General features: G+C 73.2%; 16 protein-coding genes. 9 read left to right on the forward strand and 7 right to left on the reverse strand.

Annotated elements, in window-relative coordinates; translation table 11 throughout:
• Positions 1 to 51: 51 nt before the first annotated feature.
• The 3 genes from ACGFR9_RS03900 to ACGFR9_RS03910 are packed head-to-tail and all read left to right on the forward strand — an operon-like array spanning position 52 to position 3417.
• Positions 52 to 1590 carry a four-carbon acid sugar kinase family protein gene (locus ACGFR9_RS03900; protein ID WP_393202641.1) on the forward strand — a complete coding sequence of 513 codons (1539 nt, stop codon included), beginning with the start codon at positions 52 to 54 and terminating at the stop codon, positions 1588 to 1590.
• Entirely contained in the window at positions 1587 to 2591 is a 1005-nt protein-coding gene (gene pdxA, locus ACGFR9_RS03905) for a 4-hydroxythreonine-4-phosphate dehydrogenase PdxA (RefSeq protein ID WP_393202643.1), read from the forward strand. Before ACGFR9_RS03900 ends, pdxA begins: the two co-directional genes overlap by 4 nt.
• Positions 2592 to 2616: 25 nt before the next feature.
• Positions 2617 to 3417 carry a DeoR/GlpR family DNA-binding transcription regulator gene (locus ACGFR9_RS03910; protein WP_393202645.1) on the forward strand — a complete coding sequence of 267 codons (801 nt, stop codon included), beginning with the start codon at positions 2617 to 2619 and terminating at the stop codon, positions 3415 to 3417.
• Positions 3418 to 3446: 29 nt separating this feature from the next.
• Here ACGFR9_RS03910 and ACGFR9_RS03915 read toward each other — a convergent pair whose 3' ends face one another.
• The gene (locus ACGFR9_RS03915; RefSeq protein WP_393202647.1) at positions 3447 to 4247 is read right to left on the reverse strand and encodes a BTAD domain-containing putative transcriptional regulator; all 801 of its coding nucleotides are present in this window, start codon (positions 4245 to 4247) and stop codon (positions 3447 to 3449) included.
• 195 nt (positions 4248 to 4442) lie between these two features.
• On the opposite strand from ACGFR9_RS03915, the gene ACGFR9_RS03920 reads away from it, so the two are divergent.
• Entirely contained in the window at positions 4443 to 5294 is an 852-nt protein-coding gene (locus ACGFR9_RS03920; protein WP_063829295.1) for an AfsR/SARP family transcriptional regulator, read from the forward strand.
• 123 nt (positions 5295 to 5417) lie between these two features.
• Positions 5418 to 6155, forward strand: a complete 738-nt coding sequence (locus ACGFR9_RS03925) for a sirohydrochlorin chelatase (RefSeq protein WP_393202649.1) — start codon at positions 5418 to 5420, stop codon at positions 6153 to 6155.
• Positions 6156 to 6296: 141 nt separating this feature from the next.
• Here the strand turns inward: ACGFR9_RS03925 and ACGFR9_RS03930 are convergent, their stop codons facing one another.
• The gene (locus tag ACGFR9_RS03930; RefSeq protein ID WP_393202650.1) at positions 6297 to 6818 is read right to left on the reverse strand and encodes a flavin reductase family protein; all 522 of its coding nucleotides are present in this window, start codon (positions 6816 to 6818) and stop codon (positions 6297 to 6299) included.
• A 65-nt stretch (positions 6819 to 6883) separates the two neighbouring features.
• Positions 6884 to 8026: an N-methyl-L-tryptophan oxidase gene (gene solA / locus ACGFR9_RS03935; RefSeq protein WP_393202651.1), complete on the reverse strand. Its 1143-nt coding sequence runs from the start codon at positions 8024 to 8026 to the stop codon at positions 6884 to 6886.
• A 208-nt stretch (positions 8027 to 8234) separates the two neighbouring features.
• Between solA and ACGFR9_RS03940 the strand changes: the two genes are divergently transcribed.
• Positions 8235 to 8933, forward strand: coding sequence for a BTAD domain-containing putative transcriptional regulator (locus ACGFR9_RS03940; RefSeq protein WP_393202652.1), 699 nt, complete (start codon positions 8235 to 8237; stop codon positions 8931 to 8933).
• Between the two features lie 10 nt (positions 8934 to 8943).
• Here ACGFR9_RS03940 and ACGFR9_RS03945 read toward each other — a convergent pair whose 3' ends face one another.
• The gene (locus ACGFR9_RS03945) at positions 8944 to 9993 is read right to left on the reverse strand and encodes an LLM class flavin-dependent oxidoreductase (RefSeq protein ID WP_311646020.1); all 1050 of its coding nucleotides are present in this window, start codon (positions 9991 to 9993) and stop codon (positions 8944 to 8946) included.
• A 246-nt stretch (positions 9994 to 10239) separates the two neighbouring features.
• Between ACGFR9_RS03945 and ACGFR9_RS03950 the strand changes: the two genes are divergently transcribed.
• Both ACGFR9_RS03950 and ACGFR9_RS03955 read left to right on the forward strand, forming a co-directional pair.
• A complete protein-coding gene (locus ACGFR9_RS03950; RefSeq protein WP_393202654.1) occupies positions 10240 to 11526 on the forward strand; it encodes a DegT/DnrJ/EryC1/StrS family aminotransferase in 1287 nt (428 codons plus the stop codon).
• Complete coding sequence (locus tag ACGFR9_RS03955; RefSeq protein ID WP_393202656.1) at positions 11513 to 11719, forward strand: 4-oxalocrotonate tautomerase family protein; 207 nt, start codon at positions 11513 to 11515, stop codon at positions 11717 to 11719. The genes ACGFR9_RS03950 and ACGFR9_RS03955 overlap by 14 nt, the downstream gene beginning before the upstream one ends.
• A 64-nt stretch (positions 11720 to 11783) precedes the next feature.
• On the opposite strand, the gene ACGFR9_RS03960 is transcribed toward ACGFR9_RS03955, so the two are convergent.
• Together ACGFR9_RS03960 and ACGFR9_RS03965 are read right to left on the reverse strand one after the other, a co-directional pair.
• Entirely contained in the window at positions 11784 to 13529 is a 1746-nt protein-coding gene (locus ACGFR9_RS03960; protein ID WP_393202657.1) for an ABC transporter ATP-binding protein, read from the reverse strand.
• Entirely contained in the window at positions 13529 to 15340 is a 1812-nt protein-coding gene (locus tag ACGFR9_RS03965) for an ABC transporter ATP-binding protein (protein ID WP_393202659.1), read from the reverse strand. Before ACGFR9_RS03965 ends, ACGFR9_RS03960 begins: the two co-directional genes overlap by 1 nt.
• Positions 15341 to 15539: 199 nt before the next feature.
• On the opposite strand from ACGFR9_RS03965, the gene ACGFR9_RS03970 reads away from it, so the two are divergent.
• Entirely contained in the window at positions 15540 to 16268 is a 729-nt protein-coding gene (locus ACGFR9_RS03970) for a TetR/AcrR family transcriptional regulator (protein WP_393202661.1), read from the forward strand.
• Between the two features lie 511 nt (positions 16269 to 16779).
• On the opposite strand, the gene ACGFR9_RS03975 is transcribed toward ACGFR9_RS03970, so the two are convergent.
• A complete protein-coding gene (locus ACGFR9_RS03975; RefSeq protein WP_393202663.1) occupies positions 16780 to 18078 on the reverse strand; it encodes a phenylacetate--CoA ligase family protein in 1299 nt (432 codons plus the stop codon).
• Positions 18079 to 18282 lie beyond the last annotated feature (204 nt).

Raw genomic sequence — 18282 nt, forward strand, 5'->3', positions numbered from 1 at the left:
GCTATGCCATCATCGGGGCACTGCAAAGCCGAGTTCCCCGAGGAGGTCCGTATGTGCCGTCCAGGCGGCGTCCCGGTCGTCGCGCTCGCCGACGACCTGTCGGGGGCGGCGGAGGTCGCGGCCCTGCTGCGGCTGCCCGCCCGGCTGGTGTTGAACCCTGCCGAGCTGGGAGTATCCGGTACCGGCGGGGAGGCCGTGGTGGTGGACCTCGACTCGCGGTATCTGGACGGTGCGGCCGCCGCCGACGCCGTACGGGCCGTGCTGGGCGCGGCGCGGGAACCCTCGCCCGCCACCGGGTCCGATACGGACACGGACCTCACCAGTTCTCGCGCGTTTCGCGCAGTCAAGTTTCCCGAGGCGTACGGCAGTCCGCTCTGGTTCAAGAAGTGCGACTCGCTGCTGCGCGGTCCGGTGGGGGCCGAGGCGGCCGCCTTCGCGGAGGGCGCCGGGGTCCTGGTGATCGCGACGGCCCTGCCCGCCGCGGGGCGCGTGGTGCGCGGCGGTGTGGTGCTGGCCGACGGGGCGCCGCTGCACGCCTCCCCGGCCTGGCACGCCGAGGAGCGTGCCGCGCCGCGGTCCGTCGCGGAGGCGATGGCGCCCCTGCCGGCCACGGACGTACCGCTGGAGACCGTACGGCAGGGTCCCATCGCCCTGGCCGGCCGTTTCCGGGAGGTGGCGGCGCACGGCCGGCACCCGGTCTGCGACGCGGAGACCGACACCGACCTCACGGTGATCGCCACGGCGGCGGCCCTCCTCGGCCCCGGCACCCGTCTCCTGGGCAGCGGCGGCCTGGCGGCGGCCCTCGGCCGCCTGCTCGCCGCGCGGCGGGCGGACGGCGCACCGGCGCCCGCTGCCACCCGGCGGATGACAACGGAACCGCCCACGACGGGAGCGGCGGCGCCGGGAGCACCGTGGGCGCCTTCGGCGCCGGCATCCGTGACGCCGCCCGGGACAGCCGGGCCCACGGCCACCGGAGCCGCTTCCGCCCCGGCGGCGGGTACCGGGCCGGTGTCACCCGTGCCGACGGTGGCCGCAGCGGCCACCATGCCGGTGCAGGGCGGGACCTGGTCCCGGGGGTCCGTCGAGGGGGCGGCCGGAGCCGTGAGGGTCACGCCACCGTTGCTCGTCGTCGCCGGGAGTGCGGAGCCCGGGGTGGTCGAGCAGGTCGGGCGGCTGGTCGCGGCGGGGGCCCGGCATACGGCGCTGACGCCCCGGCAGCTGGCCGGGGGCGAGGGCGTCGTGCTGCCCCCGCTCGCGGCCGGGACGGTGACCGTGCTCTCCGTCGACGGGTCCGGCGGCGTACGGCCCGGCGCCGCACGCGCCATCGTGGCCGGGCTGGCACGGACCGTCTCCGCCCTGCCGGGGCGCCCGGACCTCGTACTGACCGGGGGTGAGACGGCCCGCCGGGTGCTCGACTCGCTCGGCGTCACCACCCTGCGGCCCGTCGGCGAGATCCACCACGGCGCCGTGCACTCAAGGACCACCGACGGCCGCTCGGTCGTCACCCGCCCCGGGAGCTTCGGCGGCCCGGACTCGTTCGTTCGTATCGTGGCGGCACTCCGCCCCTCTCAGCAAGGAGTCACCCAGTGAACGCCCAGCAGCCCCTCCCCCTCATCGGTGTCACCATGGGCGACGGCGCCGGTATCGGGCCCGAGGTGATCGTGCCCGCCGTCCTGGACGCCGCGACGCTGAGCCGGTGCCGGCCGGTGGTGATCGGTGACGCCGCCCGGCTGCGGGAGGCGGCCCGGATCCTGGGCGCCGGCTGTGAGATCGTCACCGTGCCCACGCCGGCGGCGGCCGAGACCGCGCCGGGCCGGATCAACGTCGTCGACCTCGGCCTCCTCCCCGCGGACCTGCCCTGGGGCACCCTGTCCGCCGCCGCCGGGAACGCCGCGTACGAGTACGTCAGGCGGGCCGCCGAACTGGCCCTCGCCGGCGAGATCGACGGCATCTGCACCGCCCCCCTCAACAAGGAGGCCCTGCACGCCGCCGGGCACGTCTACCCCGGGCACACCGAACTGCTCGCCCACTTCACCGGGGTGGAGGAGGTGTCGATGATGCTCTCCACCGAGAAGGTGAAGGTCATCCACGTCACCACCCACATCGGTCTGATCGACGCCGTCAACCGGATCGAGCCCGGCCTGGTCGAGCGGACCGTGCGGCGCGGCCACGAGGCCCTGGTCCGGGCGGGGGTGGCCGCACCCGTCATCGGCGTCTGCGGCATCAACCCGCACGCCGGCGAGAACGGCCTGTTCGGTTACGGCGAGGAGGAGGAGAAGATCGTCCCCGCGCTGGAGACGGTGCGCCGCGACGGCATCGACGCACGCGGCCCGCTCCCCGCCGACACCGCGTTCTTCCTGGCCGCCCGGGGCGACTACGACCTCATCGTGGCGATGTACCACGACCAGGGCCACGGCCCGGTCAAGGTGCTCGGCATCGAGGCGGGCGTCAACCTCACCGTCGGCCTCCCGGTGATCCGCACCTCCGTCGACCACGGCACGGCCTTCGACATCGCCGGTACCGGAAGGGCGGAGGCCGGTAGCATGATCGAGGCGCTGCGGCAGGCCGCCGAGATGTCCACCGCCCGCTGAACCCACGTACCGCGAAGGACACTTGATGCCGCCCAACGGATCCCAGGCCCGGCGCGAGGAGATCCTGCGACTCGCCACCACCAGCGGCCTGGCCAGCGTCGAGGAGCTGTCCCGGCACTTCGGCGTCACCGCCTCGACCATCCGCCGCGACCTCGCCCGGCTCACCGCCGACGGCCGGCTGGCCCGCACCTACGGCGGGGCGATGGCGCTGACCGCGCATCCGGAGGCGTCGCTGCGCCAGCGCACCACGGAGGCGTACGCGCAGAAGCGGGCCATCGCCCGGTGGGCGGCGGCGCGGATCCAGCCGGGCGAGACCGTGCTCCTCGACGCCGGTTCGACGGTCGGGGCGCTGGCGCACGAGCTGCGCACGGCGCGGGACCTCACGGTCGCCACCACCGGTCTGACGGTGCTGCACGAGCTGGCGGACGTCGAATCCGTCCATGTGGAGTGCCTCGGCGGCACGTTGCGGCCGCTCAGCCAGGCGTTCGTGGGGCCGCTGACGGAAGCGGCCCTGGAGCGGATGACGTTCGACCGGGTCTTCCTGTCGGCGGACGGGGTCACGGCGGACGGCGGGATCTGCGAGGCGGACCTGCGGCAGACCCGGCTGAAGGAACTGATGTCCCGCCGGGCCGCTCGTACGTACGTCCTGGCGCACGCGGCGAAGCTGGGGCGTGCGCCGTTCCACGCGTGGGCCACGCTGCCGGCCGGCTGGACGCTGGTCACGGACACGTCGGCGACGGACACACAGGTGGCGGCGTTCAGGGAGCGCGGTACGCGGGTGGTGCTGGCGGAGCCCGTGGAGGACCCCGCGCCGGACGGGGTCTGAGGGCGGGGCTCCGCGCCGGGGTGTTCCGGTCAGCGGGCGAAGGCCGCCAGGGGTGACGGGCGGAGCGGGGCCAGGGGCACGGGGTCTTCGCGGAGGATGACCTGGAGCGTCTCCTTGAGGCGGCGGGACGGCTCGATACCGAGGTGGTCGGTGAGCTGGCGGCGGGTGCTGTGGTAGGTCTCCAGGGCCTCCGCCCGGCGGCCGACGCAGTACAGGGCGAGCATCAGCAGTTCGGTGATGCGTTCCCGCCAGGGGTGCACCACGCCGATCGCCCGCAGTTCACCGATCGCGTCCTCGGTGAGACCGCAGCGCAGTTTCAGCTCCAGTTTCGTCTCGTGGGCGGCCAGGTACTCCTCCTCCAGCTGGACGGCCGTGCTGTGGCACAGCGGACTGGTGCCGGTGTCCTGCAGCGGCTTGCCCTGCCACAGGGCGATTCCGGCCTCCAGCAGCGTGATGGCCGCCATGGGGTCCCGGTCGGCCGCGGCCCGGGCCTCCGCTATCCGGCGGCGGAAACCGTTCATGTCGACCCGGTCGGGGTCGACCTTCAGGACGTACCCGGCGGAGTGGGTGACCAGGGCCGGCGCCGGCTCCTCGGAGTGGGTGAGCCGGCTCAGGGTGCGGCGCAGCCGGGACACCTGTGCCTGGAGCGCGTTGTGTGCCGTATGGGGCGGGTCGTCGCCCCAGAGCTCGCTGTACAGCTGCTCGTTCGTCAGCAGCCGGCCGCCGCTGACGAGAAGCGAGGCCAGCAGGATCCGTTGACGGGAGCCGGCGATCGGAACGTGGTCGTCCTTCGTGATGATGCCTACGGGGCCGAGGAGCGTGAATTCCATGGCGAAAGCCTCACACGCTGCGGCTGTCCGATTCTTGAGGCCGTCTCATGCGGCTCTGGACTCCCGCTGGAGTCGAGATTCAGCCAACACGGTCATGTGCCCGTTCACGTCGGACTGATGATCGAGGGCACTAACGGAACTACGCGCGTGGTGTCACCATCACATCGCTGGCAATACACGGGGAGAGGTCGGTCGGTGGAGATCAAGTTGTTGGGCACCCTGACTGCCAATTTTGGGAACGACGCATGGACACCCAGCGCGGCGAAGCACCGTCAGGTGCTGGCCCTGCTGGCGCTCCGCGCCCGGCGCACGGTGCCGGTGTGGGAACTGGTCGACGAACTCTGGGGCGACCAGCCTCCGCGCAGCGCCCAGGCGACGCTTCAGACGTACATGATGCAGTTGAGACGGGGGATAGCCGCCGTGTCCGGCAAGGGCGGCATGGTCCGGGCGAAGGAGATCCTCGCTACGGCGCACGGCGGCTATGTGCTGAACGCGGCGCCCGACGAGGTGGACGCGCTGACGCACGAGAGTCTGGTCTCCGCGGGGCTCGCCATGGCCCGCAAAAGGGACCACCGGCTCACGTCCGAGCTGCTCAACCAGGCGCTGGGGCTGTGGCGCGGCGATGTGCTGTTCGACGTGCCGCTGGGTCCGGTGCTGCGGGTGGAGGTGCTGCGGCTGCAGGAGTCGCGGCTCAGCGCGTTCGAGATCTGTGTGGCGGCGGATCTGGCGCTCGGCCGGGGCATCGAGGTCCTGGCCAGGCTGACCGAGCTGACGGCGCGCTATCCGCTGCACGAGCGTTTCCATCTGCAGCTGATGCTGTCGCAGCACCAGGCCGGCCGGATGTGGCAGGCGCTGGAGACCTACCGGCGGCTGCACACACGGCTGGTGACCGAGCTGGGCCTCGAGCCCTCGGAAGCGGTCCGCGAGGCGCACCAGCGGATGCTGCGCGGCGACGCACCGGTGCCGGCCGCGGTCGTCGGCGACTGGGACTGGGGCATGCGGGCGGAATTCGGCCACGAGCCGCTGCACAGCAGCGGACCCGCCTGACCCGGTCAGCGGACCGTCAGCGGCGTGTGAACGGGCCCGGTTAGCGTGCCGCGGCGGCGGGAACCGACCGCCGTCTCGCGGTGCGGCGATCGGGGGTCACGGGTGAGATCCGAGGATACGACCATGGCGGGGCCGGCGCTGTTGCTGGTGAGCCATGGGAGCCGGGACCGGCGGCACGCCGCGACCGTACGGGCGCTGGCCGAGCGGATCCGGCGGGGGCGCCCCGGTGTGACCGTGACGACCGCGTTCCTGGAGTTCGACGCGCCGGGCGTGGCGGGCGCGCTGGCGGAGCTGCGGCGGGCCGGCACCGGGGCGGCCGTCGCGGTGCCGCTGCTGCTGACCCGCGCCTATCACGCCAAGACCGACCTGCCGGCGGCGCTCGCGGGCGCCGAGGGGCCCGCGGTGCGCCGGGCGGCGGTGCTCGGCGGCTCGCCGCTGCTGCTGCGGGCGGTCGAGCGGCGGCTCTTCGAGGCGGGACTGACCCCCGCCGACCGGTCCACGACCGGGATCGTCCTGTCCGGCGCCGGTTCCCGGGACCCGGAGGCGATCGAGTCGGTCGGCGCGGCCGCCCGTGAGCTGCGGCGCGCGGGCTGGTGCGCGGTACGGCCGGCGTTCGTCACCGGCCCGACACCCCGGCCCGGCGACGTCGTACGGGAACTGCGGGCGCGGGGCGTCGGCCGGGTGGCGGTCGCGCCCTACGTACTGGCACCGGGCCTGCTGCCCGACCGTATCGCCGCGGAGGCGGCGGCGGCCCGGGCCGACATCCTCTCCACACCCCTCGGCGACACCCCGGAACTGGCCCGCCTCGTCACCGAACGATGGCTGGAAGCCCACGCCCCCCTGGACGCGCCCGTGGGGTGAGGCCCACGCGCCCGGTCCGGGCGCTGGAGGTGGCGCACTCCGGTGGTACATCCGCCGGGCCGCGCCCGCCTCCCGGCGGGGACACCCCGCCCGGCAGCACTGGAGCGCGCACACCCGGCGTGTCCGGTGTGACGGGTGGGGTCATGTCAGGGAGTGGAAGGCTCGGCGGTACCAGAGGAGGGCGTCTGTCGGGGTCTTCTGGGTGGGGCCGTTGCGAACGGCGGTGAGGGCGCCCACCAGGAGGGTGTGGTCGCCCACCGGGATCGTGCGGTGGGTCAGACAGCGGAAGGCGGCCGTGGCGTCGGGGAACCAGGGGAGGTCGGTACCGGGCCAGGTGGTGACGCCGGTGCCGGCGAAGCGGTCGATGTTCTGCCGTGCGAACCGGTCGGCCAGGAGGCGGTGCCGGTCGGCGAGGATGTGGACGACGAACTCCCCCGACTCCACGAGGGCCTGGTGGCAGCTCGAGGTGTGGGCGACCGCGACCTGGAGGAGCGGCGGGTCCAGGGAGACCGACGTCACCGAGCTGGCCGTGCAGCCCCGGCGTCCGCCCCGGCCGTCCGAGGTGGTCACCACGGTCACGGGCGAGGCCAGTTCGGCCATGGCGTCCCGGAACTGCTGGGCGCTCACCAGGGGCGCCTGCTGGGAAGTGGGTGTCGACGTCATGGTCGCCCTCCTGGGGTCGCGGCAGCGGTGAGTGGCCGGGGCGTACGGGTGGCGCGTGGCGCGGATCAGCCGAAACGGTTCGGGGACATGAAACCGATGGGCACCGTCGTCTCCTCGCCCCGCACGATCTCGGCGAGGGCCTCCCCGATCCCGGTGGCGTGTTTGAAGCCGTGCGCGTTGTCGCCGCCGGCCACCACGACGCGCGGGTCGTCCCCGGGCCGGCCGATGACGAACTGGCCGTCCGGTGTGCGGGTCAGCATGCAGACGGCGACCTTCGACGGCAGCGGTTCGAGACCCGGAAGTTTCGCCGGCAGCAGGGCCGTCAGCGCGGACCAGTCGACCGGGCCGACCGAGCGGTCGTAGGCCTCGGGGTCGAGGGGCAGGGCGTCGGCCCGGTCCTCGATGCCGAGCTTGACGTCGTGGCCGCCCTCCGCGCCGTTGCCCCACAGGATCGTGCCGTCGTCCAGTTCCCGCATGAAGACGGGGAACTGCTCCAGACCGAAGGTGTCGTCCCCCGGCTCCAGTGGCCTGAACCAGGTGATGGGCATCCGCACGGTCCGCAGCGGAAGTCCGCCGATCAGTGAGGACAGCCAGGAGCCGACCGTGAACACCACCTGCCGCACCCGCAGTTCGCCCTGGGAGGTGCGCAGCACCACACCGCCGGGGATCAGGTCGTAGGTGGTGATGCGGGTGTCGGTGAGGACGCGGGCGCCGCACTTCTCGGCCCGGCTCACCGCCGTCCGGATGGAGAGTTCCGGCCGGATGATGCCGGCGGACGGCTCCCGGACGCCGATGTGGCCCTCCGGGACGCCGACATGGCGGGGGTAGTGGAAGCGCAGCGCCTGGCCGGTGAGGGTGCTCACCTCGATGCCGTGGTGGTAGGCGGCGGTCAGCGTGCCGCCGGCGACCCGGCCGTCCTTCGGACCGATCAGCAGGCCGCCGACCGGGAAGAACAGCTGCTCGTCGGCGGAGTCCTCCAGGGTGCTCCACAGTTCCCGGGAGCGCCGGGCCAGCGGGACCAGGCCGGGGTGCTCCAGGCAGGTGACGCGGAACATCCGCGAGCCTCCGTGCGAGGACCCCAGCGAGTGGCCCGGCTGGTGGCGCTCGATGCCGATGGCGTCCACGCCGCGCTCGGCGAGCTGCCACAGCGCGCACGCCCCCCACGCTCCCAGACCGACCACCGCGACCTCCGCGTCCCACCGCGTCATGCGTCCTCAACTCCTCACCCGTGACTGTGACCGCGACGCCCCAAGACGACCACGGCGCGGCCGGCCTGATCGTGAGTAGCCGCCACTCACTCCGTCCCGCGGACCACCTGTCGGGCGGGCGACGCCAGTTGAGTACCCGGCACTCAGGCGGGCGGGCGGCGGTCCGCGGTGAGCTGGGCGGGAGCTGCGGTGTGCGACGGAGGTGCAGATGCGGTTTCGAGTGCTGGGCGTTCCCGAGGTCCACGACGACGTCGGTGACCGGCGGGTGCCCCTGACCAGTCCCAAACAGCGGCAGCTCCTCGGGGCGCTGCTGGTCCGTCCCGGGGAGCCGGTCGCCATGGAGCGGCTGATCGAGGAGCTGTGGAGCGGGGGCGCGCCCGGCAAGGCGGTGAACGCCCTGCAGGCCCATGTGTCGCGGCTGCGGCAGCTGTTGATCGAGGCGGAGCCGTCGCGGGCCAACACCCCGCGGCTGGTCGCCCGTGACACGGGCTATGTGCTGGAGGCGCGGCCCGAGGAGCTGGACAGCGCCCGGTTCCTGCTGGGCGCGGCGAAGGCGCGGGCACTTCTGGGCAGCGATCCGCGCACCGCCTGCGCGCTGTTCACTGATGCCCTGGGCCTGTGGCGCGGGCCGGCGATGGCCGGCAGCACCAGCGGTCCGCTGTGCGCGGGGGCGGCGGCGGAGCTGGAGGAGGAGCGGCGGTCCGTCCAGAAACTGCTGTACGACGCCCAGTCCCGCCTCGGTCTGCGGCACCGGGTCTCCCCGGTCCCCGTTCCGGCCGGGGACCGCGGGGAGCTGGTGCGGCTGCGGGCCCGGGTCGACGAACTCGTCGACGAGCAGCGGCTGCTGCGCTCCCAGGTCGAGGAGCTGTCGCTGCTCCTGGGTTCCCGGGCGCTCAGCCGCCGCTGACGGTCCTGGCTCAGCCGGTGAAGGCGGGGGCGACCTCCTGCGCGAACAGTTCCATCGCGCGGGCGGCACGGCCGTAGGCGAGGCCGCCGGGGTTGAACTGCAGGCTGACGGTCAGGTCCGCGCCGAACTCCTCGCGGGTGCGTTCGAGTTGCGCGCGTACCTGGTCCGTGTCGCCGGCGAACACCTTGTTCGCCGCGAGGGAGGCCGCGAAGTCGTAGTTCCTGGCCTTCTCCAGGAATTTCTCGTAGCCCGGGTAATCGGCCCGGTTTCCCTTGGCGAGCGGTTCCACCGCCTTCGCCATGTGGTCGATGTAGGAGCGTTCGTAGAATTCTCCGGTGCGGCGGGCCTCTTCGGCGTCGTCCGCGAGATAGCAGGTGTATTTGATCTGAATGCGGCGGGCGGCCGGGTCGTGGCCGGCCTCGTCCCAGGCGGCCCGGTATTTCTGCAGCATTCCGGAGAGCTGTTCGGCGCTGGTGACCGACGGCACCACCTGGAGGTGGTGGCCGGCCGTGCCGGCGGCCGCGCACGATTCCGCGCTCGTCGCGGAGGCGATGAACACCGGCGGGTGCGGGGCCTGGTAGGGCCGGGGCAGCAGGGTGACGGGGCCGAAGCGGTGGAAGCGGCCCTCGAAGACGACGTCCTCCTCGCTCCACAGCCGTACGCACGCCTCGACGCCCTCGTCGAACCGGGCGCGGCTCTCGTCCATGGGGATGCCGAACGCCTCGAACTCCGTGGGCAGGAAGCCCCGTCCGAAGCCGACGTCGAGCCGCCCGTGCGAGAGGTGGTCGAGCATGGCCAGCTTGCCGGCCAGCTTGACGGGGTGGGTGAAGGCCGGGACGACCGCACCCGTCGTGATGCGGATACGGCTGGTGCGGGCGGCCATCGCGGTCAGCAGGGTGACGGGGTCGGGGCTGTAGCCGCCGTACCCGGTGAAGTAGTGCTCCACGGTCTGGACGTGCTCGTAGCCCAGCGCCTCCGCGAGTTCGACGAGGCGGAGGGTCTCGTCGTAGTAGGCCGTGGCGCTCTTCTGCGCGGGATCGATCACCGGAAAGAAATTCACGCCGAATTCCATGAACGCTTCGCCCCTCGTGTCGGCTGGATGTACGGCCCTCTCGTGCGGTCCGTCGTGAATCATCGGCCCGGCCTTTGCGGCGGAGCAAGCTTTCTCCGGAAGATTGACGGGCTGTCAAACTCGTGTCAGGTGCGCCGACTTGCTCTCTCCGCCGCGCGCCGACAAACGTAGGGTCACTCGTGTCGCCTTGTTCGGCGACGGGAAAACCATCCCCGAATCTGCCGGAGGGTACTTATGCGCGGGGCCTACAAAGTTCCGTACGCGAGTCGCGGAAGCATCCTCGGAGCGACGGAGGCGGCGGCTCTGGGACAGCTGCTCGAATCCGGTGAGTCCCTGTCCATGGGTTCCTGGCGGGAGCGGTTCGAGCGGCGTTTCAGCGAGTACGCCGGCACCCGGTACGCGCTGAGCGTCACCAGTGGGACCGTCGCCCTGGAACTCGCCGTCCACCTGCTCGACCTGGCGCCGGGGGACGAGGTCGTCGTCACCCCGCAGACCTTCCAGGCGACCGTGCAGCCCCTGCTCGACCGACAGGTCCGGGTGCGGTTCTGCGACATCGACCGGGAGTCCCTGAACATGGACCCCGCCTCGCTGAAGAGCCTCATCACGGACCGGACCCGGGCGATCCTGCTGGTCCACTACGGCGGCTGGCCCGCCGAGATGGACGAGATCGTCACCATGGCAAGGGAGCGGGGCATCCTCGTCGTCGAGGACTGCGCGCACGCCCTGGGGGCCCGCTACGACGGCCGGCGTCCCGGATCGCTCGGTGACATCGGCTGCTTCAGCTTCCACGCGTCGAAGAACATCACCACGCTCGGCGAGGGCGGCATGCTCACCTTCGACCGGGACGACTGGGCGGAGCGGGTCGACCGGCTGCGCTCCAACGAGATCGACGGCGTGTTCGTCGCCGGCGACGCGTCGCCCCTGGACGCGCCGGAGCTGCTGCCCTGGATGAAGTACTCGTCGTCCGTGTACCGGGACGCCTGCCTGGGCGTGCGCCGCAGCGGCACCAACGCCACCCTGTCGGAGGCGGCCTGTGTGGTCGGGCTGCACCAGCTGGACCGGCTGGAGGACCTCGTCGACCGGCGACGCGCCATCGCGGCCCGGCTGAACGCGGTCGTGGACCGGCATCCGCACGCGCGGGCCGGCCGTCCCCGCCCGGGGGTGCACCACGCCCAGCATCTGTACACCTGCTTCGTGTCCGGCCCGCGCGGCACCCGTGAGGCGCTGGTACGCGGACTCGACGCACGGGGTGTCGAGGTGCAGCTGCGCTACTTCCCGCTGCACCTGCTGCCGGAGTGGCGCTCGCGCGGTCATCTGCCCGGCGAGTGCCCGGTGGCGGAGGAGCTGTGGTTCACCGAGCACGTCAACCTGCCCTGCCATCCGGGGCTGACCGACGAGCAGGTGGACCACCTGGCCGACGCGCTGGACGCGGCCCTGGACGACGCGCGCACCGTGATCGAGAACGCCGAGAGCCTCACGACCGTACCGAGCATCAAGGAGACCTCGCATGCCGCTCATTGACGTCAAGCTCTACGAGGGCCGCCTGGACGGCGCCACCGAGACGGAACTGATCGCCCGGATCACGGACGCGGTCGCCGAGGTGTTCGGCGAACAGGCGCGCGCGGCGACCTGGATCGTCCTCCAGGAGGTGCCGGCCACCCGCTGGGGCATCGCCGGCGTACCGGGGAAGCCGCCGCTCTCGGCGCGGGGGTGAGCTCCGGGAGCGACGGCCACACCGATCCCCCGGCGGTCCGCGTGAGCGGGCCGCCGGGGGATTCTCAGTTGGCCACGGGGGTCTTGCTCAGGCGCCAGCCGCGGCTGCGGCTGCGCTCGGCCCAGAAGTCGGCGTAACGGCCGTCCTGGGTGATCAGCTCCTCGTGCGTACCGCGCTGGACGATGTGGCCGCCGTCCAGCACCAGGATCTGGTCGGCGGCGCGCACCGTCTGCAGCCGGTGCGCGATCACCAGCAGGGTCTTGTCGCGGGTGAGCTCCGACAGGGCCTGCTGGACGGCCCGTTCGTTCGCCGGGTCCAGGGACGACGTCGCCTCGTCCAGCAGCACGATCGGCGCGTCCTTGAGCAGCGCCCGCGCGATGGAGATGCGCTGCCGTTCACCGCCGGACAGGCCCGCGCCGCCCGTCCCGACCTGTGCGGACCAGCCGCCGGGCAGCCGCTCGGCGATCTCGTCGACCCGCGCCTGCTCGGCGGCCCGGCGCACCTCGGCGTCGGTGGCGTCGGGGCGGCCCGCCCGGATGTTGTCCTCGATGGTGCCCTCGAAGAGGTACACGTCCTGGAACACCACGGAGATCCGGGACATCAGCTCCTCGGCCGGCAGCTCCCGGACGTCCACACCGCCCACCCGCACCGCGCCGCCGTGCACGTCCCAGAAGCGTGCGATCAGCCGCGCGATCGTCGTCTTGCCGGAGCCGGAGGGCCCGATCAGCGCGGTCATCGTGCGCTCGGGGATGCGGAAGCCGACCCCGTCCAGCACCTTGCGGCCGTCGTCGTAGGAGAACTCCACCGCGTCGAACTCGACGCCGGTGCCGGCCGGGCGGGCCGGGTGCTCCGGTTCGGGCAGCGGCTTCTCGTCCAGCAGCCGCTGCACCCGGCCGAGGGCCGCGCTCGTCGAGCGGAGCGCCGAGCCCAGGTTGGCGGCCTCCGCCATCGGCTCCACGAACCGGGCGGCCAGCACCAGCAGGGCCAGCAGTTCGGGTACGTCGAGCGAGCCGCCGAGGGCGAGATAGGTGCCGTACACGAGGATCACCGTGAACGCGGCCTGCACGGTGAGGGTGAAGCCGACCTGGCCCGGGACGCCCGCCACCATGACCTGGCGTCCGGCGTCCCGCTGGGCGGACAGCGCCTCGTCGAGGCGGTCGCCGCCGGCGGCCCCGGAGCCGGGGAAGGCGCGCAGCACCGGCTGGACGTCGGCGTACTCGATGACCCGGTTGGCGCCCTCGGTCATCGCCCCGGCGCGCAGCCGGTCGGCGGCGGCGGTGCGGTTGGTGCTCCAGCGCAGCACCAGCGCGATGAAGGGGGCGGTGCAGGTCGCGGCGAGCGCGAGCCGCCAGTCGAAGAGGTACATCAGGACGACGACCGCGGCCGGGGTGAGCAGCCCGTTGATCAGCGGGCGGAACAGATAGCCGGGGACGCGCATGATGCCCATCACGGACTGGGTGGTGAGGTTGCTCAGCTCTCCGGTCCTGGTCGGGCCGAACCAGCCGAGGGGCAGCATGGAGACGTGGTCGCCGATGCGGTGGTGCAGGACCCTGGAGAGGGCGGCGCCCGCCTTGAAGCCGGTCTTGGTGGCCAGGTAGTGGGCCACCGACTGGGCCACGGCCGCGGCGGCCAGCGCCCATACCCAGGGCCAGGCCTGCTCCGGGTCGTCGCCGAGCAGTCGCTCGAGCACCGGCACGATCAGGACGAACGCCACGGCCTGGAGGACCGCCCCCACGACCTGGAGGGCGAGTACGTTGCGCAGCAGCCGGCGCTCGGCGGGGCCGACCACGGCCATCAGTTGACGGATCATCAGACGGCCTCCTCGACCGCGGTGCGGTTGCCGGTGACGGCCTCGGCCGCGGCGGCGGGCTCCTCCGCGCCGCCGGGCCGCCATACGGTGCTGCGCTCGTGGGCCTGCCACATGCCCGCGTAGGTGCCGCGCAGGGCCAGCAGTTCGGTGTGCGTGCCCCGCTCCACGACCCGGCCGGCGTCCAGGACGACGATCTGGTCGGCGTCCTTCACCGTGGACAGACGGTGTGCGATCACCAGCAGGGTGCGGCCGTACGTGAGCTCCGACAGGGCGTCCTGCACGGCCGCCTCGGACTCGGGGTCCGCGTACGCGGTCGCCTCGTCCAGGACGAGGACGGGGGTGTCGGCGAGCATCGCGCGGGCGATGGACAGGCGCTGGGCCTCGCCGCCGGAGAACCTGGCGTCCTCGCCGACCACGGAGTCGTAGCCGCGCGGCAGTTCGGTGATCCGGTCGTGGATACGGGCGCGCCTCGCGGCGTCCATGAGCTGTTCGTCGGTGGCGTCCGGGCGGGCGATCAGCAGGTTGGCGCGGACGGTGTCGCGCAGCAGCCGTACGTCCTGGAAGACGAACGACATCCGGCGGTAGATCTCTTCGGGGGCGAGGTCCCGCAGGTCCTTGCCGCCGACGCGGACGGTGCCCTCGTCCGGGTCCCAGAAGCGCGGCAGCAGCGACGCGAGCGTGCTCTTGCCGGCGCCCGAGGGGCCCACCAGCGCGGTGGTCGTCCCGGGGGCGAGGGTGAGGTCGACGCCGTCGAGGACGCGGTGCTCACCGTCGTGGGAGAAGGTGACGTTCTCGAAGGTCACCGCTCCCGGGCCCGCCTTCGCGGGGTGCACGGGCAGGGCCAGTTCGGGGGTGGCCAGCACCTCGCCGATGCGGTCCGCGGCGGCCTTCGCGGCCCGGACCTCCTCCTCGGCGAAGCTGATCGTCAGCACCGGCGTGGTGATGCCCACCGCGAGCAGCGCGAACGGGATCAGGTCCTCCGGGGCGGTGCGTCCGGCCGTGATCAGCGCGGTGCCGCCGAGCAGGACCGTGAACAGCATCGTGGGCGCCGACAGCACGATCTCCGACAGGGCCCTCGGGGTGACCAGCGAGTCGACCCAGCCGCGGAAGAACGCGGCGAACCGGTCCGCCGCCTCGGTGTAGCGGCGGTGGGCCCGGCGGGTCTGGCCGAACGTCTTCACCACGGCGATGCCCTGCGCGAACTCCACGGCCGAGCCGTTGATGTCCGTCATCGCGGCGTCCAGCGCGGGCAGGTTCTTCTTGAACGCGGCACCGGTACGGCCGAACAGGCCGATGCCGAGGACCAGCGGGATCATCGTGATCAGCGCCATCCGCCAGTCCACCCAGAACAGGTAGGCGAGCGTCGACAGCGGCACGATCACCGCGGCCGTCAACTCCAGCAGGGAGTGCGCGACCAGGTGGTGCAGGGCGTGTACGTCGTCCTGCACCGCCTTCTTCACCGCGGCTCCGCCCCGGCCGGAGAACCAGCCCAGCGGGACTCTGTCCAGCCGGCCGATCAGCAGCCTGCGGACGGACAGCTGCAGGTCGTTCTCCGCGAGGTGGCTGACCACGCTCGCGGTCACCAGGAACAGCAGCCGCACCAGGAGACAGGCGCCGGCCAGCGCGGTGACCGTCCAGGCGCGGTCGCGGTCCACCGGGCCGTCCGCGAGCAGCACCCGGGCGAGCTCGGCGACGGCGACGAACGGGGCGATGTTGAGCAGGGCGGCGACGGCCTGGCAGAGCACCGCCAGAGCCAGCCGCCTGCGGACGGGCTGCAGTAATGACGGAAGCGCGGCGGGTTCCGCGGGCATCGTCGTCCTCCAGATCGGGATACGGGGGGATAGGGGTGGGCGGGGGTGTGAGCGCTACGAGGGGTTACTACCCAGTGGGTAATACTAGATGCTACTACCCACTGGGTAATAAACTCTGCCCACCATACGATGGACCGGGCGGGCCGGGTCAAGAAGTACCGGGACGCCTGGACACAGAGGAGTGGATACATTGCGTGCCATGCCCAGCTCACCCGCACCCGGTGGCCGTGGGCGGCGGCCCGCCGACCGGCCGCCGATCACACCCACGGGCATCGTCGACGCGGCGCTGCGGCTCACCGAGACGGACGGGCTCGACGCCTGGTCCACCCGGCAGCTCGCCGCCGCGCTGGAGGTCTGGCCGCGTGCCGTCTACCACCACGTCGGGGACCGTGACGCGGTGGCGGACGCCGTGGCCGACCGGGTGGTGGGCATGATCCCGCTGCCGCCGCAGGAGCTCGAGTGGCGGGAGTGGTTCAGCACGCTGCTGCTGGAGGGGCGGCCGCTGCTGCGGCGGTACCGGGGGGTGGCACGGCGGCTGGTGCGGATCGGGCCGATCATTCCGTCGGCGCTGGCGATGATGGACCGGGGGATCCTGGTGCTGCAGCAGGCGGGGTTCGCGGACGGGGCGACGGCGGCGTACCGGTATCTCACGAACTCGGCGTTCACGCTGGTGATGGTGGAGGACGACCGGGCGGAGAACCTGCCGGAGGCGCGGGTACGGCTGGCGGGTGCGCTGGCCGCGCACCGGGACGACCCCACGCGGCGGGGTCTGGCCGCGGTGGGCGCGGCGGTCACGAGCCGGGGCACGGACGATCCCGCCGCTGTGGCGGCACTGGAGGACGACTTCTACGCGTACACGGTGGCCCGCTCCCTGGACGGCGTCGCCGCAGTCCTCACCCGCCCGGACCGCGGCGGCCTGCCCGGCTGAGCGGCCTGCCCGCTCCGGTGGGGGCTCGGGCCTGATGCCCGCGCCCCCACGCACACCGCACACCGCACCCCGCACCCCGCACCCCGCCCTCCGCCCTCCGCGGGCAATCGTGCCGCTGGGGCGGCACGGGTGGGCGCGACGGCACCCCGCAGGCGCCGGGCCGCGCGAACACCCCCTCCGCTCCCGCGGGCAGTCGTGCCGCACCCCTCCGCCCTCCGCGGGCAATCGTGCCGCTGGGGCGGCACGGGTGGGCGCGACGGCACCCCGTAAGCGCCGGGCCGCGCGAACACCCCCGGACCGCACCAACGCCGGACACCCGTACGACACCAGGGCCCGGCCCTTTCACCACCGCACGGGTGGGCGCGACGGCACCCCGTCAGCGCCGGGCCGCGCGGACACCCCCCGCCCCGCGCCTACGCGGAGCAGCCCGCGCCGGGCCGCGCGAACACCCCCCGGCAACACCCCGACGCGGGGCCCCCACAAGCACCGGGGTGCGCAGCGGCCGGCGAGGTCAGTAGTACAGGAGGGCCTGGGCCCAGTCCTCCTCCGGGCCGAAGAGGCCGCGCGGCTTCAGTGCGTCGGGGTTCGACGTCAGTACCGACGTCGGTACCAGGGAGCCCGGCGCCAGCGCCTCCACCCGGCACGGCACACCAAGCGTGCGGGTCACCGCCTCCGTGAGCCTCCGCTCCACCCCCGCCGCCTCCGACTCCACCTGGATGTGCAGCAGGTCCCGCCCCGCCCGCGCCCGCCAGAACAGCACGCCGTCCGACGCCGGCAACCCGAACACCAGGTCCTCCACCTGCTGCTGATCCACCGTCCCCGTACCCACCGGCCACGCGAACCCGCCCCGCCCCAGCACCCGCACCACCGGCAGCCGCCACCCGCAGGCGCAGTCCGTGTACTCCACCTCCACCTCGTCGTCGAGGTTGTACCGCAGCAGCGGCATCGCCTCGCGGTACAGCGGGGTCACCACCAGCCGCCCCCGGCCCTCCTCCGACAGCTTGCCGCTCGACGGGTCGAGGACCTCGCACAGCACCCGGTCCGCCCACAGATGCAGCCGGCCCTGCGGGCACTGCCCGGCCAGTGTCCCCGTCTCCGTGGAGCCGTACTCCTCGACGACGGGGGCGTTCCACAGCGCGCCGATACGGGCCCGCCGGGCCGGGGACAGCGGCTCGCCGCCGACGAACAGGGCGCGCAGGGAGGGGAAATCGGTCGCCGGGTCCAGGCCCGCCGCCCGCGCCGCCGCCGCCCACAGCAGGGCCTCCGTCGGGTTGGACCACGTCAGCGTGACACCCAGGCGGTGCAGCAGCCGTACCGTACGGGCCGCGGGCGTCGCCGCGGAGCGGCTGTCGGCGGGGACCACGGTCGCGCCCTTCGAGCGGGCCGCGGCCTGCGCCAGATGGCCCGTGATCATGAGGGCGTAGGGCGTGCGGACCAGGAAGACGTCGCTCGGCTCGATGCCGACCCACTTGCGGGCGTAGCGCTCCGCGAGGTCCGCCCAGTCGCCCTCGGTGTAGTAGGAGGCCGTGGGCTGCCCCGCCGAGCCGCTCGACTCGTGGTAAGTGGCAAGTTCCGTACGGTTCACCGCGAGCAGCCCGAACGGGTACGCGTCGCGCAGGTCCTGTTTGCTCGTCGGCTCCAGGGAGCGCAGGTCGGCCGGGGTGGCGGGGGCCGAGCGGCCGCTCTCGCGGGCCCGGTAGAAGGGGGAACGGGCGGCGCGGGCGAGGAGCGGCGTCAACTGCCGTTCCTGGAGCGCGCGCAGTTCCTCGATGCTCTTCCAGTCACCGATCTGCGGCCTGGTCACTGTCATGGCGGGTGCCTCCTCGGGACGTCGCCCACGCCTGTCGGGCCAGCACAGCAGCCGGGGAGCGGGACCTCGTGAGTGCGCGCCACTCATCCCCCCGCGGTCGCGTCGCACACCCGAAGGGGCGCTGTCCGGGGCGGGCGCCGGGTGAAGCTGAGTGACTGCTACTCAGGTGGGCCCCCCTGCCCGGATGGTGTGCTGACCGGCATC

The sequence above is a fragment of the Streptomyces sp. NPDC048584 genome (assembly GCF_043199595.1).
Classification (GTDB): Bacteria; Actinomycetota; Actinomycetes; order Streptomycetales; family Streptomycetaceae; genus Streptomyces; species Streptomyces edwardsiae.